This is a genomic window from Acinetobacter sp. P8-3-8, assembly GCF_000214135.1.
Lineage (GTDB): Bacteria > Pseudomonadota > Gammaproteobacteria > Pseudomonadales > Moraxellaceae > Acinetobacter.
Window position 1 is genome coordinate 77,086 of sequence record NZ_AFIE01000008.1, and the last position, 16,952, is coordinate 94,037.

Sequence of the window (16,952 nt, forward strand, 5' to 3'; positions counted from 1 at the left end):
TTATTAAAAAAGTTTAATGATTAGGGCTTGACCATAGAGCATACTCCACAGTTTAGCTTATGCATGAAGAATTCAAAAGAGCATCATTTCATGCAAGATCATCAAACAATAGATAACGTAACTAACGTCGCTTTAGTCATAGGAGCAACAGGATTCGTTGGGCGTTTTCTAATTGCACGGTTATTACAAGAGAAATTTCAGGTATTTGCAATCTGCCGAGATATAAAGCATCAACCTACAGCATTGCAAGACTGGTTACAGCGGAAAGATGTTAATACCGAAAAATTAAAATATATTCAAGGAGATATAACTTTACCTAATTTGGGCATATCTGATGAGAATTGGTTAAAGCTTAAGAATGTGAACTATCTTTTTAATACGAGTGCTTTATTTGCATGGAATTTGTCCAAACGGCAAGCTCGCGCTGTAAATGTTGAGGGGCTGATAAATGTATTAAATTGCGTGACTCAGCACTGTCAACTAAAACGGGCTGTCCATCTTTCGGGTTATATGTCAACACTGACTCAGCATTTACAAAAGGCGGGTATAAATTTAGAGCAAATAGAGCAAACGAATTGGGACAAAGTATATGAGCGCTTAGGTGCATATGAGGCTTCAAAAGTTGAAGGTCATTTTACATGGATCAAATCTACAGAACGGCTGAATATCGATTGGACAGTGATTCATCCTGCAACAGTCATAGGTGAAGAAAGTTCTGGAGAAATTACAGAAAATCAGCCTATTACAGATATCATTCTTCAATTAAAACAAGGGAAAATGACTGCAATTCCAGCAACACCACAGCATTATTTGCCTTTGGTTTCTATTAATTTGTTAGTGGATTCAATTGTTTATGCTGCACAGGATCAAAGGACAATTAATCAAGATATTTTGATAGCCAATCCAGAGCAGATTTCTTTACAGCAAATGATTGTAACGATGGCTCAAGCATTGAGTGTTAAAGCGCCTACTCAATTTATATCTTTATCAATTTTAAAAATAATTTTGAAATGTAAATGGTTGGCAACAAAATTAGATTTATCTTCTGAATCACTTAACTTTATAAGAACTGAGAAATTGAATATAGATCATTTTCTTACCTTAAATCAAAAATGGAAAATTCCAGAAACAGATTTGAAAAAGACCATTGAAAATACAACAATTTGGGTGGATAAAAATATTCATTTATAATTTTAGATAACACCCATTTCTAATCAATGGCTGTTTTTCTAGGGAGAGAATAAAGCTTTCAGTAGGATTTAGTTCTTAAACAAAAAGTATCCCCAATAAGCAGTCACGGGAACAAAGAAGATCAAAAGCTGAATCTGTAATTCTTCTGCTAGGGTATAGCCATGCGACAGCCCTAAAGTCAAATTCCAAAATACAACACCAGCCCAAACAAGACTAAAAATGATACCCGCAATGATTTGAAATTTTTTAGGCAAAAAACCGATTAAAATAAAACCAATACAAAGACCTATACTAATAATAATCAACGTACGCATATGTTTTCCTGAGCTTCTATCGATATATTGAACGTGTTATATCTAGCTATCGATAGAAGCTCATATCAAAAATTTAAGAAGGAGGATTAACGAGTGGTATAGCCACCATTTGCGAAAATAGTTTGACCTGTAATCCACCAACCATCCGTCACCAAAAAGCGTACTAAAGGCTCAATATCTTCAATTTTAGTCAAACCACCTAATGCAGCAGCCGATTTATGATAAGCCACGGCTTCTGGAGCTTCTTGACCGTAGAAGAAAGGCGTATCCATTGGGCCAGGAGCGACCGCAGTCACTGAAATACCACGCTCACCGAACTCTTTAGACGCAGCTCGTGTATAGTGCTCTACAGGCGCTTTTAAGCCTTCGTATGTGGAATATAAACCTGTATAAGCAGCTAAAAGACTGGTCACGATTGAACAGATTTTTCCGTTGTTATTTAAATGCTTACCCGCGGATTGAATGAAGAAATAAGCAATCTTATTATTGACATCATTCATGGAATCAAACTCTTGTTCAGTTGTATCCACAAAAGGTTTTTTCAATACACGGCCTACAGTATTAATGGCAATATCCACACCGCCAAAAGTTTCTTTAGCAAGAATAAATAAACGATCAATTTCTTGAATATCAGACAAATCTGCTTGAACGAGGACGGCTTTCACACCTAATTTTTCCACATCAGCGAGAGTTTGTTCAGCATCTGCTAATGTTGCAGCACTATTGTAATGAATAACGAGATTTGCACCATGTTCTGCAAATTTACGTGCAATCAGACCACCTAAATTTTTTGCTCCGCCTGTAATAATTGCTGTTTTACCGTTTAAAGAATGTTGTGTCATTTTTATTGTCCAATTCATGTATAAAAACAATGAATGATTGTATGAGCTATTTTTTATGTGAAATAGTAAGTAGAATTGAATAGACTATTCGAATAAATTGAATAATAAAGATGGATAAAATTGAGCGTTTAAAAATATTTTGTTTAGTTGCTGAAAAACAATCATTCGCGCAAGTTGCAAACCTATTAAATCTTCCACGTTCAAGCATTACTTATGCTGTGCAATCACTTGAAAAAGAATATGAAGTGTTGTTGTTGAATCGAACAACAAGGAAGGTGAATTTAACCAATGATGGTGTTTTTTTCTATCAGGAAGTTCGGCAACTGATCATTAAGTCTGAAGAATTAAATAAATTTAAACTACAGAATCGTGAACATGTTGGACAGATCAGAATTGGTCTACCGATTAGAATGGCGACACAATATTTAATTCCTCATTTAGATGAATTTTATCAAAAATATCCTCAAGTGAGAGTTTTAATACACAGCAATGATGATTTTTCAAATTTAATTGAAGAACGTTTGGATTGTGTTGTACGTGTAGGAAATGTGAATGAAGGGCATTTAATTGCTCGCCCGATTGCTCAGGTGGATTTGTATACAGTCGCTTCAACAAGCTACCTTCAAGATTATAATGATGTGATTGATATAGATACGATTCAAATGGATCATGCACAAAATCATTTTATGATTGCATATCAACTTAAAAACAATGACTCAGGTTGGAGCCAGTTGGAGTTTCAGGATCGACAGATTGAGCTACCTTATCGGCTATCAGTTGAAGATACAGAAAGTTATTTACAGGCAGGTTTACAAGGTCTGGGGATTTTCCAAATACCTGCATTTGATGCAATTCCATTTATACATGATCAGAAATTAGTCAGACTTTTAGAAGAAGAAGCGTGTTTTAAGCTCGATATTAATTTTTTATTTTTAGAGCGTAAATATCGACCGAGTTATTTCCAATATTTTATTCTTTGGTTGGAAAGCCTACTTAAAAGTAAGCTTTCCATTTCATTATAATTCTTTATTTGATAACGATTTATTTAAAGTGATTAATTGGTCGTTAATCTTACCAATGTTCACCTGGGAACAAGCGCGCATAAGCACGTTGTACTAGATTTAACTTTTGTGGTTCGCCTACAGAAGCTGTAGAGCTTGGGAATAAGTTAAAACCAATCGACATCAATTTGTTATTAATTTCAGGTGCGATTGAATAAGTGATTGATGCTAAACGACCTAGATTCGTTGCAACTTTCTTCGGACGTTTCACAATTGCATAAGCGACTAAATCAGCTGCTTGTTCTGGTGAAAGTGTTGGTACGTATTTATAAATTTTAGTCGGCGCAATCATTGGAGTACGTACTAAAGGCATATAAACTGAAGTAATTGCAATTTTATGCGAATGAACTTCAGCAGATAAACAACGACTGAAAGCATCTAACGCAGCTTTTGATGCAACATAAGCAGAGAAGCGAGTTGCATTGGCTAGAACACCAATCGAGCTGATATTGATAATTTGACCGTCTTTACGAACCATCATTTGTGGTAAAACATTTAAAACCAAACGAACTGCACCGAAATAATTCAACTGCATTGTACGTTCGAAATCATGGAAACGATCTACAGACTCATGTACAGCACGACGGATTGAGCGACCTGCGTTATTGATTAAGATATCAATATGATCCACAGATGCAATAATCTGTTTTGATACTTCATCAATCGCATTCATATCGTTTAAATCGCAAGGGAAAATATCAGCTTGACCGCCTTCAGCGATAATTTCAGCTTGAACTTCTTTTAATGTTTCTTCTGTGCGAGAAACTAAAAGTACGTGCGCACCTGCTGCAGCAAGTTTTTTTGCAACCGTTAAACCGATACCACTTGATGCACCTGTAATTAGTGCAATTTTACCTTGAACTTTTGATTGAAAAAGTTGCTCTAATTTTTGATTCATAGCTGTTTCCCTGATTTACTGGAATGAATATATGGGCTGTATTTGTTGTTTCGGGGCGATCATGGCTTTGTATAAAAGGTGATCAGATTTATTGGGCGCAATAATATACAAAAAAAATAAAATTACTAGGCTTAAGTTTATGAATTTACAAAATATTTATAGAGTAAATGCTCTATAATTTTTTCACTTATTTAGTGATTTTTACCATATCTTGCAGAACATTAAAAGCGAAGATGCAGGTAGAAAGGCTAAAAAATAATCAAATAAATTCAAGTGAATATATTTCTAAACAGGTTGGAAACAGAGCTGAACACAGCTCTGTTCATGGAAAAATAGTGTAATATTTTTGCCATTATTTATGAAAAAGCGAGTTCATCGTACGCTTTTGTTAGCTCTTCCTTCGCATGGGTATGACCTTGGTGGGCTGCTTGTTCAAGCCATTTTTCAGCATGACTATAGCTACGATCTAAACCAAGCTGCCCATTTAAATAGCTTAAACCCATTTTATATTGTGCTTCTTGATCTCCTCGTAAAGCGGCTCGGAGATAACACCACATCGCATTACGATTATCTGCTGAGTCTGAAGGAACTTCTTGGAATGAATTTTTGCTTTCAAAATCGTGTGCTTGAGATTTCTCTAAAGAGGCTTCTGAGACATTTTTTTCAAATGCGTAGCGAGATGTAGAATCTCCTAAAAAACGGTTCAAAATATGTACTAACATATACAACCTCCTTGCTAATCCATTAACAAAGTAAAAGAGAGAACTAATCGGAAAAATGATTAGATATAGTTAATTTAGCTTGTTTTTTGCACTTTGCAAATAACTAATTGTAAATTGTCAATTGCGATTTGTATGTTTTTTATAATATGTATAATTGTCATGAATGTTTATGAGATTTATCACGTCATATTTCACACGTTCCCATTCTTTCATCATCATTTTGATGTAATTTTATTACACTGATTTATTTGTTATATTGCCTTCATGGCAATTTTCTATTTGGGCTAAACGTGTGAAGCGTTCAGGTTTTTTCATTACAGCAATATTGAGTCTGTTCATGTTCCAAAGTCTTTGGAATGTGGCTGCGGCTTTTTGCGGCCATGAAAACCTGAAAAAAACTCAGATCCAAAACGTTCAAACGCATTTTGGGCATCACGTTGCGCTGCATTGTGAAAGCGATAGCAGTCATAAAAAATCATCTGGCAGTATAGAGAATGGTTTAAATACTGATTTTATTGATAATTTCCAAGATGATCATCGTGATCATTTGCCTTCTTTTGCGCACTTCATGGTCGCTGATGTACAACAACAAACTGATCAGCCTAGATCGGTGACTTATGCCGAGCCTGCATTTATTGACTGGGAAAATTTGTATCAGTCACCTCATCTGTTTTTGCAAGATCCTCCTCCTATACCTACCCCGCTATAAGGTGGGGTAGCCAAAAAATTGCCCACCACTCATTATTTCATTTAGTGGGGCATTCAAATGTCTAAAAAATTATGTCATGTAAAAGCCAGACGTAGCGCTGTGCTTAAATTATCTGTGATCAGTGGGTTATGGATGGGGATTGTTTCATCTCCTTTTTATACAAATATTGCTTATGCAAATACAGTACAAAATCCACTGACATTGACTCAAGCGATTCAAAAAGTTGAGCAGTATCAGCAATCGCAAGATGTGTGGAAAACGCAACAGCAAATTGCATCTGCGAATATAAAACAATCAAAACTGTGGATAAATCCTGAGTTGTCCATAGAGCAAACAGGCTTTGGATCTGACCCAGAAAAAGAGCTTGCGATCGGTATTTCGCAACAACTGGATTTATTTGGTCAACGTAAATCTACGCAGAAACTAGCTCAAATATCTAAAGATCAAACAGATTTAAAACAGAAAATTTATCAGGCTCAGCTTTCATTGGCTGTGAAGTATTTATGGTCACAACTGGCTATTTTCGAACTTGAGCGCAATGTGGTTCAACAGCAGCTTAAAGTCAGTGAAGAAAATCTGAATGCGATTCAAAAGCGTTATCAAGCGGGCAGTATTGCGCAAGTTGATGTCGATCGAGCTCGCTTAAGCCATGCTGAAAATGAACGTTTATATCGCCAAGCAGATTTGCAGGTGCAAGTGCTGACACAACAATTGTCAAGTTTGTGGGGCGAAGTTGATAAGTCTATTGTGATTGGTTTAAGCCCTCAATCTTTATGGCCTGCATCGACGCATCAGCAGGTGCAACAGTATCTTGCTGAAAATCTGTTTGAAAAATCACGTCAGTTAAACGTCTTAGAAGCCAAGGCAACCGTCGATCAATTAAAGGCATCGGCACGTCCTAATCCGACAGTAAATGTTGGAATGAATCGAACCCAATCTCCTGAAACCACCACTGAAAATACACTGGTTGTTGGTGTTTCTGTTCCTTTAAATATTTTTAATCGTCAGCAATATGGCGTACAGATTGCGCAAGCCAAACAGGATTTATTGGCGAAGCAGCAATTATTTTATTTAAAGCAGAATGCACTGCAAATCGGAACATTATTGACTGAACTACAGGGATTAGAAGTGCAATTTAAGGCGCTTGAGCAAACCCAACTTCCACTTGCAACTCAAGTACAACGTAAAACTTTGCAAGGCTTTAGTGCAGGAAAATTTGCAGTGACCGATGTACAGCAAGCGACTTTGCAATTGCAGGATGTGCGTATGCGAAAGGTGCAATTGTTAAAGGAAGCTTGGCAACGCGCAATTGAAGCAGAGAGTTTAAGTTTAGGTATTGAACCAAGTCAGGTCATGGCAAAGGATGCGGTTGCTCAGATTAATCAAAGTTTATGGCAGGAAACACAAGCTTTACCAGTGATTGGTGGGGGAAATTAATATGCGAAATCTACAAAATATTTTAAAAAATCAAAGCGGTAAAATTTCCCAAAAGCTGTTAATTATTATTGCATTCATCAGTACGGCATTATTGGCAATCGGGCTATTTATTTCAGATAAAGATCAACCTGCCAAAAAGGATGAGCATGGGCATGCTGAAACAGCAGAGCATGTGCATGAAGAAGGTGAAAAAGGAGGCGAGAAAGAAGAGCATGCTGAAGGTGAGGAGGAACACGCCGAAACTATTACTTTGACTGCTCAGCAAATCACGGAACAAGGTGTGCAGTTGGCGAAAGCTGAAATGGGTACTGTGATTAAATCTGCATCTTATCCTGCCAAAATTACGGTCAATACAGATCGTCAAGCGCATGTATCACCTGCGTTTAGTGGTCATGTCGAGGCTGTAAATGTAGAGCTAGGGCAACATGTACAAAAAGGACAGGCTTTAGCTACGTTACTGGTTCCTGATTTGGTTGATCAACAAGCCAATTTGCAAATAGTTCAAACCAATCTTGAGCTTGCTCGACAAGACTATGAGCGTGAACGTCAATTGTGGTCGCAAGGTATTTCTGCTAAGCAGGACTATCAACGGGCTTATAATGCTTATAGGCAAGCACAGATTCAGTTGCAAGCGACTAAATCACGTTTATCGGCTTTTGGTGCAGCATCAAGTTCAAATGGTCGTTATGTATTAACTGCACCCATTTCAGGGGTGATCAGTAAAAAAGATTTGGTGGTCGGTGAGAATGTTCAACTGGCAGACCAACTTTTTATTATTGATCAATTAGATCAGTTATGGCTTGAATTTATTGCGCCAAATGCTGAATTTACAGCACTTGCACCGAATCAAAAGATTGAATTCAAATCCTTGCAAACAGGCAATATTTTCACAGCACAAGTTCAAAGTTTAAACAGTGAAGCCGATGCACAAACAGGTCGTCTTCAAGTTCGTGCCAAAGTTTTATCGAAAGCGACTGAATTACGTCCGAACTTAATGGTCAATGTCCAGCTTCAACAAACAGGTTCAGCGCAAGCACTCAGAGTGTTAAAAAGTGCGATACAAAAGGTTGAAGCTAAGGATGTGGTTTTTGTTGCATCTGAACATGATCGGAAACTTGAATTTAAAGCGCAAGTTGTGGTTCTCGGACAAATATCGGGTGATGGGCAGTGGATTGAAATTCAGTCAGGTTTAACTCAGGGGCAACAATATGCTGCACAGGGCAGTTTTTTGTTGAAGTCTGAATTAGAAAAAGGAGAAGCGAGTCATGAACACTAATGATTCTCCAAGTTCTGAATCAAATCCTGAATCAAGTCCACAATCAAGTTCTGAATCAAATCCGCATTCAAACTCAAACGCCCATGTAAACTCGAATACTAGTTCTGATTTAGATGCGACATTACCTAAGTCTGAAGGTTTATTTGATCGACTGATTCAATTTTCTATTCAAAACGCAATTTGGGTGATGCTGTTTATCGTCGCTTGGATTGCTGTCGGTATTTACAGTTATCAAAAACTTCCCATTGATGCTGTGCCAGATATTACCAATACTCAAGTACAAATTAATACACAGGCAACAGGTTTTACTGCTTTAGAAGTTGAACAACGGATTACTTATCCGATTGAAAATTCGATGGCAGGGCTGCCAAAGCTAGAACAAACCCGTTCTATTTCTCGTTATGGCTTATCGCAAGTGACCATTATTTTTAAAGATGGTACAGATATCTATTGGGCAAGGCAGCAGATTAATCAGCGCTTACAGGAAGCACAGGCAGAATTACCCAATACTATTACGCCAACGATGTCACCTGTATCTACAGGGTTGGGCGAAATTTATCAATGGGTGATTAAAGCTGAGCCGAATGCGAAAAAGGCTGATGGTACGCCTTATACTGCAATGGATTTACGTGAAATCCAAGACTGGATTGTGCGTCCACAATTGCAACGTGTTGCAGGCGTGGCTGAGGTCAATTCTATAGGTGGGTTTAATAAAACCTATGTGGTGACTCCAGACCTGAATCGTTTGCAACAGTTGCAGATTCCAGTGACTGATTTACAAACTGCTTTGACTGAAAATAATGAAAACCGTGGTGCAGGTTTTATTGAAAATAACGGTCAGCAAATGACGGTACGTGTACCGGGAACATTGAACAGTATTGAAGATATTCAAAATGTCAGTATTGCACATAAAAATGGCTTTCCGATTCGAGTTGCAGATGTTGCCAAGGTGTCTATTGGGCATGACTTGCGGACTGGTGGCGCAACCTATAATGGCGAGGAAGCTGTACTCGGCATCGCCATGATGATGATGGGTGAGAATAGCCGAACAGTGGCGAAAGCTGTCGATGCCAAAGTCAAAGAAGTTCAGCAATCTTTGCCGAAAGGTGTAGTGATAGAAACGGTTTATGACCGTACAGACCTTGTAGAACGAGCCATTCAAACCGTACAGAAGAACCTTGTAGAAGGTGCGATTCTAGTCATTATCATCTTATTCCTATTTTTAGGAAATTTTAGAGCTGCATTGATTACCGCCTGTGTGATTCCTTTGTCGATGTTATTCACTTTAGCGGGGATGGCGGAGCAAAAGATCAGTGCCAATCTGATGAGTTTGGGGGCTTTGGACTTCGGTATTATTGTGGATGGCGCAGTGGTGATTGTCGAAAACTGTATTCGACGCTTGGCTGAAGCTCAACATGCTAAAGGGCGTTTATTAACCAAACATGAACGCTTTAAAGAAGTTTTTCTCGCAGCGAGACAGGCACGTCGTCCATTGATTTTTGGGCAATTGATCATCCTCGTCGTGTATTTACCGATCTTCGCTTTATCAGGTGTGGAAGCAAAGTTGTTCCATCCTATGGCGATGACGGTGGTATTGGCATTGCTTGGCGCAATGATTCTTTCCGTAACCTTTGTACCTGCGGCAGTGGCTTTATTTGTCAAAGGTGAAGTGAAAGAAACAGAAAGCCGTTGGATGTTATGGTTAAAGCGAAATTATGAGAAGTTGCTCAATATCGCGTATGAATTTAAATTTTTCGTGGTCACATTGGCTGTATGTGTGCTTGTTTTAACAGGTGTTCTAGCAACAAAAATAGGCAGTGAGTTTGCACCGACGTTAAGCGAAGGTGATTTTGCAGTACAGCAAATGCGTTCACCGAGTACAGGCTTAGAACAATCTTTGCGTATGCAGGAAAATACTGAAAAGTTATTGCTGAAGGCATTTCCAGAGATCAAAGCCATATTTGCACGTACAGGAACTGCGGAAGTCGCAACTGATGTTATGCCACCGAATATTTCCGATGCTGTGGTATTGCTTAAACCACATGAGCAATGGAGCAATCCTGATGAAAACATTGATGAATTACGACAACGGATGATTGCTTTTCTCAGTACTTTGCCTGGGAACAATAGTGAGTTTTCTCAACCGATTGAGTTGCGCTTTAATGAGCTCATTTCAGGTGTGCGTAGCGATGTTGGAGTGAAAATTTTTGGTGATGATATGGAGGTTTTAAACCAGCAAGCCAACCGTATCGCACAACAAATCAAAACTATTTCAGGTGCTACCGCAGTCAATGTTGAACAAACGTCTGGCTTACCGCTGATCAATGTAGAAGTGAATAAAGCTGTTGCAGCGCAATATGGATTATCTGTGAAAGCCATTCAAGACTTGGTTGCAACCAGTGTCGGTGGGCAAAATGTAGGGCAGATTCTACAAGGTGATCGTCGTTTTGACTTCGTGATTCGTTTGGATGATGCGCAGCGCACACCCGAACATTTGGCGGTATTGCCAATACAAACGCCGAATGGTGGTCTGATTCAACTTCAAGATGTGGCGAAGGTTGAAAATATCCTCGGGATTAATCAGGTGAGTCGTGAGGACGGGAAGCGCCGTGTGGTGGTTACTGTCAATGTAGAAGGACGTGATTTAGGTTCATTCGTCACAGAACTACAAAATACGCTCGCTAAACAAGACATGCCAGCAGGGTATTGGTTGGATTATGGTGGACAGTTTGAAAATTTAACATCTGCAAAAGCCAGAATGCAGTTGGTTGTACCTTTGGCTTTAATCACGATCTTTATTTTACTCATGGCGGTTTTTCATAACGTTAAGGAAAGCTTGTTGGTGTTCACAGGTGTACCTTTTGCATTATGTGGTGGCTTAGTCGCCTTGTGGTTGCGTGATATTCCATTGTCGATGTCAGCAGGGGTAGGCTTTATTGCGCTGTCTGGTGTGGCTGTTTTAAATGGTTTGGTGATGCTGACTTTTATCAAAGAATTGCGTCAACAATTAGATATTTATCAAGCCACTTGGCAAGGCGCAACTCTACGTTTAAGACCTGTATTAATGACCGCATGTGTCGCTTCTTTAGGCTTTATTCCGATGGCTTTGGCGACTGGAACAGGGGCAGAAGTACAACGTCCTTTGGCTACAGTGGTTATTGGTGGAATCGTGTCTTCAACCTTTCTGACTTTGTTGATCTTACCTGTGATTTATCGCTGGATGAATGAGGGAAAGAAGGTTGAGTGAAATGATGAAACCATTCGACCATAATTTTTAGTCTGAAACAGACTTAAAAGTATAATTGTTAGGAAAATGCTCCTCTTTTTGAAAAGGAGAGGAGCATATTTTGCAAGATGAGGAAGAAAATTTTTAGTGAATTATGATGAGAGTTGAACGTGATGATTCAATTCATTATTCACATTTATTATTGGGCTAAAACAGGCAATACGCCTACACTGATAATGGTGTAGTGCTGATTCACAGGTTTATTTTTAGTATCAAATATTTCTCCAGCTTCAATTAAATATTGACCTGAATGCGGGAAAGTTAAAGTGGCTGAACCATCTGGATTGACTGTGACTTTTTGAGCTTGTTTGTCGGTTTGACCTTGAGCACGAATGAGAAGTTCTGCATTTTTAAAGGTTTGACCTGATTTTTTGATGACGACTTGTACAGGTTGTTGAGCATAAATACTGTTGGGATGGGTTTTAAATTCAACTTGAATTGGTGAGGTGCTTATACCACTCACAGGTGAAGTTTTATCTTTAGACACAAAGCTTTGAATTGACCATTCACGGGTAATTTCTACAGGTGTCGGCGCTTTTTTAAAGTCAGATGGAATGACGTAGTCACGTTCAGCAATCGGTGTCGCTTGATCTGCTGGCATATCAAAGAACATTTTCCATTCTTTATTATGTTGAACGTATTTTAAAGGATAAGAAATCTGAGTAGAAATCTGATAGGTGCCTGAGTCTTTTAACGGTAAATCAAAAACCGTAGCACTTTTTAAATGTTCAGTCGTTTGAATTTCAGATTTGGTATTGTCAGGTTGAGTGATGGTGAAAGAGGGTTGTTTTAATGCATATTCAGCATTTAAAGCTTGTTCTGCATAAGCACTGATGACAGGAATTTGTGTATTTGCTGTGAGATAGCTCAATGGTGCAACATAGGGTTCATGTGCGTGCACGGCAGTGCAAAAAAGTGAGCTTAAAAGTAGACTTGGAAAGATATATTTTTTCATGTGACATTATCCTAATGCTTTAAAACGTTGTTCATACAACAAGGCCATTGGTTAGAGAGTATATATGAGAATATTATTGTTTGATAATAATTATCATTACTATTCTTGGCGTTTTAATTGAAATGGTTTTAAACAATAAATAACTCAAAGAGGTAGGTCATGGGTGAACATGCAGGACATGATCATAATCATGCAGTTGTAACAGAAGGCAATGCAAGAAAACTGACTTTTGCACTGGCATTAACCACAACATTTTTAATTATTGAAGTGATAGCAGGTTTTATAACGCAGAGTTTGGCTTTGCTATCAGATGCGGCTCATATGTTTACGGACGCTGCTGCACTGGCTATTGCTTTGGTGGCGATTAAAATTGGTAAATTACCTGCCGATGATAAACGCACTTTTGGTTATCAGCGTTTTGAAATTTTGGCAGCATTGTTCAATGCCTGTATGTTATTCATGGTCGCCATTTATATTTTATTCGAAGCCTATCAACGTTTTAGCCATCCTCCTGAAATTCAAAGTATGGGAATGATGATTGTTGCGGTGATTGGACTGATCATCAATTTGATTTCGATGAAAATTCTATTCTCAAGCTCACAAGAGAATCTCAATGTGAAAGGGGCTTATCTTGAAGTATTGAGTGATGCAGTCGGTTCGATCGGTGTCATTATTGGTGGTGCAATCATCTATTTTACAGGGTGGATGTGGGTCGATACGGTGATTGCCGTTTTGATTGGTTTTTGGGTTTTACCTCGAACTTGGATTTTATTAAAACAAAGTATCAATATTTTATTGGAAGGTGTCCCTGAAGAAATTGATATAGAAAAACTGCGCAATGATTTATTAACAGTGAATGGTGTTGAAAGTATTCACCAATTAAAAGTTTGGGCGATTACTTCGAAAAATATCCATTTAACTGTGCATTTATTTGCACCTACTGCTGATCATAATCGAGTGTATCAGGACGCAATTGAAGTATTAAGCCATGAGCATGGTATTACTGAAATGACCTTGCAAATCGAAGATGATCAATGCATCGCATGCGCACATGAATTAAAAGCGCATGATGTTCACGATCACGATCACGATCACGATCACGATCACGATCACGATCACGATCACGATCACGATCACGATCACGATCACGATCACGATTACGATCACGAGGCGAAGCAGAAGTAAGCCATAAAAGGATATAAAGAAAAACAGCATCTATTGAGTAGATGCTGTTGGATTTGACGAAGCCTATTTTTAAAAGAAATTTAGAAAATTAAATTTTCCATTGGTGATTACAATCACGACATTTCCATTCTTTATTGGCTTGCATGAAAGATTGCATAGAAATTTTAAAATCAGGAAGGTCACGCCAAAATAATAAACCTGCAATCACCGTTGCAATAAACACTACCACAGTGGCGATTTGTAAGGTTTGTCCTGCACCATTGCCGAAAATCCACATTGCAATACTAATGACAACCAATAAAAGAAGGATAAAAAGCAAAGGGATTAAAAATACGAGGCTTTTTGGCACAACTGGACGTGCAGCAGGCTCATTGGCACTTGCAACAGGAATAATTTTCCGACTTTGACATTTTGGACATTGGTATTGCATGGTCGCTCCATATTTTTAATCTGACTGTCATTTTAATCGTAATTATGCAGAATGCAAAAGTCGTAAGAAAATGCCAAGAAAATCTTATCAATAAAATTTAGACAATAAAAAACCCAAGTCATGATGCTTGGGTTTTCTATAAGATGTCGCCATCTTGAATATGGCGTCCCTACGGGGATTCGAACCCCGGTTACCGCCGTGAAAGGGCGATGTCCTAGGCCTCTAGACGATAGGGACAAGTGAGGCAACACAACAGAGGATTTTAAAGTGGTGGAGCCAAGCAGGATCGAACTGCTGACCTCTACAATGCCATTGTAGCGCTCTACCAACTGAGCTATGACCCCAGTCTGTGTGAGCGCAATATTAGGCATATTGCGCTCACACGTCAACAGAAAATTTAATTAAGCTTCATCGATTGCATCATTTTTCGGCAATTTTAAGCTTTCGTTGAGTTTTTCCCAAACTTTCGCTTCTTTTTTGCTCGGTCCACCTACAATTTCAAGCGCATGACGTAAACGAGCAAAAGTTAAATCAGGGCCAATCGTGACCATAGACTGCATAACAGGAGTTGATGAAGTTGAACCTGCGATTGCAATGAAGAATGCTGGCATGAAATCACGTAGTTTGATTTCCATCTGATTTGCCAAATCCATTAAAGTTTGGCTAACCGTGTCATTATTCCACGTAAATAAGCTTTCTAAACGCCAAATCGCAAATTGTAGGCTTTGGCGAACTTGTTCTTCAGACAGCTTTTTACTTTCAAATTGTTCTTTTGACAATGTTGGGAATTGGTTGAAATAAAAACCTGCCCAATTTACAGCTTCTGAAAGTAAGTGAATACGTGGTTGAATAGCAGCAGCAATCTCTTCTAATGTTTTACGATCAGATTTCCATGCCAGCAAAGTATCTAATAACTCAGCAGGTGTTAAACCTTTGATCCATTGACCATTGAGCCAATTTAATTTTTCAACATCAAAAATTGGACCACCTAAAGATACACGTTGGATATCAAAGTGTTCGATCATTTCAGCAAGTGTGAATTTTTCACGCTCATCAGGCATTGACCAACCCATGCGACCTAAATAGTTCAATAAGGCTTCAGGCAATACACCAATGTCTTTGTAGTAGTTGATCGATGTTGGGTTTTTACGTTTTGATAATTTCGACTTATCTGGATTACGTAACAATGGCATGTGGCATAAAACAGGCATTTCCCAACCAAAATATTGGTAAAGTAATTGGTGTTTCGGTGCAGATGGAATCCACTCTTCGCCACGGATTACATGGGTGATTTCCATTAAATGGTCATCGACTACATTGGCTAAATGATAAGTGGGTAAACCGTCGGTTTTGAGTAGAATTTGCATGTCTACTTGTGTCCAAGGAATTTCAACTTCGCCACGTAACAAATCGTCAAATCTGCAAATACCATCTTCAGGTATTTTCATACGAATCACATGCGGTTCGCCTGCACCTAAACGTTGTTGTACTTCTTCTGGAGAAAGCTTTAACCCACGACCATCATAGCGTGGTGTTTCACCACGTGCTTGTTGTTCTGCACGCATTTGATCCAACTCTTCGGCTGTTGCGAAACAGTAGAATGCGTGACCTTTTTCAATCAGTTCTAAAGCATAGTCTTTATAAATACCCATACGTTCGGATTGGCGATAAGGTGCATGTGGGCCACCAATATCGGGTCCCTCTGACCAATTTAGACCTAACCAACGGAGTGAATCTAAAATCATTTTCTCAGATTCAGGTGTTGAACGCAGTTGGTCAGTATCTTCAATACGAAGAATAAATTCGCCACCATGCTGCTGAGCAAAACATAAGTTAAACAAAGCAATATAGGCAGTACCTACATGTGGAAAACCAGTAGGAGAGGGTGCAATACGAGTACGGACTTTCATAACTAAATATTATTCAGAATGTAAATTAAAGCCATTATAACGAAAAAGCCCAAACGCTTAAGGGTTAATTCACCAATAAACGATTGGGCTTATAAATTCTTTTAGGGAGCTTCGAATTTATTTTCGTTAAATCATGTTGTTAAGAGTTGTGTGGTTGAAATAAAGCTTGAACAAAACGTGAAAATTTTTGGTGTTGTTCAGCTAAAAAATTCTGCGCAGGTGCGACTTTGATTGATGTCAAAACTTTGATTTGGTCTTTATCAGAAACCAAAAGATAATCACTGCGTTTTTGTTGACTCAATGCTTTTTCAATCGGTGATTGCTTTTCAATCATAATGGTCGATTGAATTGGTTTATTTGTGTCTTTAATCGCAGCTGTATGCCCCGTTTGTGCAAATAAAACGAGACTAAAACCCAATATAGATATTAACTGTTTGTCCATGCCATCAACTCCCCTAGATGGTTGATTATTGTTTTCCACAGACTAAATTGTAGCAAACTTTGTTACTAAAATGTATAACTGCGTCACATTTTTTAATAATACTACACAAAAAATGTCTAATAAACAATCATTGAAACGAAATGTAATAATTTAATAAATAACATAGAAATATGAATGAATAGTGAAGAATCACACGCTAATCAATGTTGCTGAGTCATTATTCAAAGAAATAAAGATAAAGTTTACATTATTTTAGATATCTAGAATTATGGATTGAATAGTTTTAAATGTTAT

Annotated in this window: 15 protein-coding genes and 2 tRNA genes; 7 read left to right on the top strand and 10 right to left on the bottom strand. The window is 38.2% G+C overall.

The features are described 5' to 3' along the window. The first annotated feature begins 90 nt into the window (after window positions 1-90). Window positions 91-1,191 carry an SDR family oxidoreductase gene (locus GGG_RS0105830; RefSeq protein ID WP_010113005.1) on the top strand — a complete coding sequence of 367 codons (1,101 nt, stop codon included), beginning with the start codon at window positions 91-93 and terminating at the stop codon, window positions 1,189-1,191. A 68-nt stretch (window positions 1,192-1,259) separates the two neighbouring features. On the opposite strand, the gene GGG_RS0105835 is transcribed toward GGG_RS0105830, so the two are convergent. Then, window positions 1,260-1,505 carry a hypothetical protein gene (locus GGG_RS0105835; protein WP_010113008.1) on the bottom strand — a complete coding sequence of 82 codons (246 nt, stop codon included), beginning with the start codon at window positions 1,503-1,505 and terminating at the stop codon, window positions 1,260-1,262. A gap of 86 nt (window positions 1,506-1,591) precedes the next feature. Next, window positions 1,592-2,347 (bottom strand): SDR family oxidoreductase, encoded by a 756-nt coding sequence (locus tag GGG_RS0105840; RefSeq protein ID WP_010113010.1) that lies wholly within the window; start codon window positions 2,345-2,347, stop codon window positions 1,592-1,594. 110 nt (window positions 2,348-2,457) lie between these two features. Between GGG_RS0105840 and GGG_RS0105845 the strand changes: the two genes are divergently transcribed. Next, complete coding sequence (locus GGG_RS0105845; protein ID WP_010113012.1) at window positions 2,458-3,369, top strand: LysR substrate-binding domain-containing protein; 912 nt, start codon at window positions 2,458-2,460, stop codon at window positions 3,367-3,369. 49 nt (window positions 3,370-3,418) lie between these two features. Here the strand turns inward: GGG_RS0105845 and GGG_RS0105850 are convergent, their stop codons facing one another. Then, window positions 3,419-4,306, bottom strand: coding sequence for an SDR family NAD(P)-dependent oxidoreductase (locus GGG_RS0105850; RefSeq protein WP_010113014.1), 888 nt, complete (start codon window positions 4,304-4,306; stop codon window positions 3,419-3,421). A 356-nt stretch (window positions 4,307-4,662) separates the two neighbouring features. Then, window positions 4,663-5,028, bottom strand: coding sequence for an SEL1-like repeat protein (locus GGG_RS0105855; RefSeq protein ID WP_010113016.1), 366 nt, complete (start codon window positions 5,026-5,028; stop codon window positions 4,663-4,665). A 292-nt stretch (window positions 5,029-5,320) separates the two neighbouring features. On the opposite strand from GGG_RS0105855, the gene GGG_RS0105860 reads away from it, so the two are divergent. Genes GGG_RS0105860 through GGG_RS0105875 form a run of 4 tightly spaced genes read left to right on the top strand, consistent with a single transcriptional unit; the run spans window position 5,321 to window position 11,697 of the window. Continuing rightward, window positions 5,321-5,737, top strand: a complete 417-nt coding sequence (locus GGG_RS0105860) for a cation efflux protein, CzcI-like (protein WP_029574469.1) — start codon at window positions 5,321-5,323, stop codon at window positions 5,735-5,737. Between the two features lie 57 nt (window positions 5,738-5,794). Further along, window positions 5,795-7,174 carry a TolC family protein gene (locus tag GGG_RS0105865; RefSeq protein WP_010113020.1) on the top strand — a complete coding sequence of 460 codons (1,380 nt, stop codon included), beginning with the start codon at window positions 5,795-5,797 and terminating at the stop codon, window positions 7,172-7,174. A 1-nt stretch (window position 7,175) separates the two neighbouring features. Then, window positions 7,176-8,450, top strand: a complete 1,275-nt coding sequence (locus GGG_RS0105870) for an efflux RND transporter periplasmic adaptor subunit (RefSeq protein ID WP_010113022.1) — start codon at window positions 7,176-7,178, stop codon at window positions 8,448-8,450. Further along, a complete protein-coding gene (locus tag GGG_RS0105875) occupies window positions 8,440-11,697 on the top strand; it encodes an efflux RND transporter permease subunit (RefSeq protein WP_010113024.1) in 3,258 nt (1,085 codons plus the stop codon). The genes GGG_RS0105870 and GGG_RS0105875 overlap by 11 nt, the downstream gene beginning before the upstream one ends. 178 nt (window positions 11,698-11,875) lie before the next feature. Here the strand turns inward: GGG_RS0105875 and GGG_RS0105880 are convergent, their stop codons facing one another. Beyond that, the gene (locus GGG_RS0105880) at window positions 11,876-12,691 is read right to left on the bottom strand and encodes a DUF4198 domain-containing protein (RefSeq protein WP_010113025.1); all 816 of its coding nucleotides are present in this window, start codon (window positions 12,689-12,691) and stop codon (window positions 11,876-11,878) included. 159 nt (window positions 12,692-12,850) lie between these two features. Here GGG_RS0105880 and GGG_RS0105885 point away from each other — a divergent pair, with 159 nt between their 5' ends. Continuing rightward, window positions 12,851-13,876, top strand: a complete 1,026-nt coding sequence (locus GGG_RS0105885; RefSeq protein ID WP_010113027.1) for a cation diffusion facilitator family transporter — start codon at window positions 12,851-12,853, stop codon at window positions 13,874-13,876. A gap of 88 nt (window positions 13,877-13,964) precedes the next feature. On the opposite strand, the gene GGG_RS0105890 is transcribed toward GGG_RS0105885, so the two are convergent. The 5 genes from GGG_RS0105890 to GGG_RS0105910 all read right to left on the bottom strand — a co-directional run bounded on the left by GGG_RS0105890 (window position 13,965) and on the right by GGG_RS0105910 (window position 16,658). Next, window positions 13,965-14,306 carry a hypothetical protein gene (locus tag GGG_RS0105890; RefSeq protein WP_010113029.1) on the bottom strand — a complete coding sequence of 114 codons (342 nt, stop codon included), beginning with the start codon at window positions 14,304-14,306 and terminating at the stop codon, window positions 13,965-13,967. 161 nt (window positions 14,307-14,467) lie between these two features. Further along, window positions 14,468-14,543, bottom strand: a tRNA-Glu gene (locus GGG_RS0105895). A gap of 31 nt (window positions 14,544-14,574) precedes the next feature. Next, a tRNA-Ala gene (locus tag GGG_RS0105900) sits at window positions 14,575-14,650 on the bottom strand. Window positions 14,651-14,707: 57 nt separating this feature from the next. Continuing rightward, window positions 14,708-16,216: a glutamate--tRNA ligase gene (gene gltX, locus GGG_RS0105905; RefSeq protein WP_010113032.1), complete on the bottom strand. Its 1,509-nt coding sequence runs from the start codon at window positions 16,214-16,216 to the stop codon at window positions 14,708-14,710. Window positions 16,217-16,355: 139 nt separating this feature from the next. Continuing rightward, complete coding sequence (locus tag GGG_RS0105910; RefSeq protein WP_010113034.1) at window positions 16,356-16,658, bottom strand: hypothetical protein; 303 nt, start codon at window positions 16,656-16,658, stop codon at window positions 16,356-16,358. Between the last annotated feature and the right edge of the window lie 294 nt (window positions 16,659-16,952).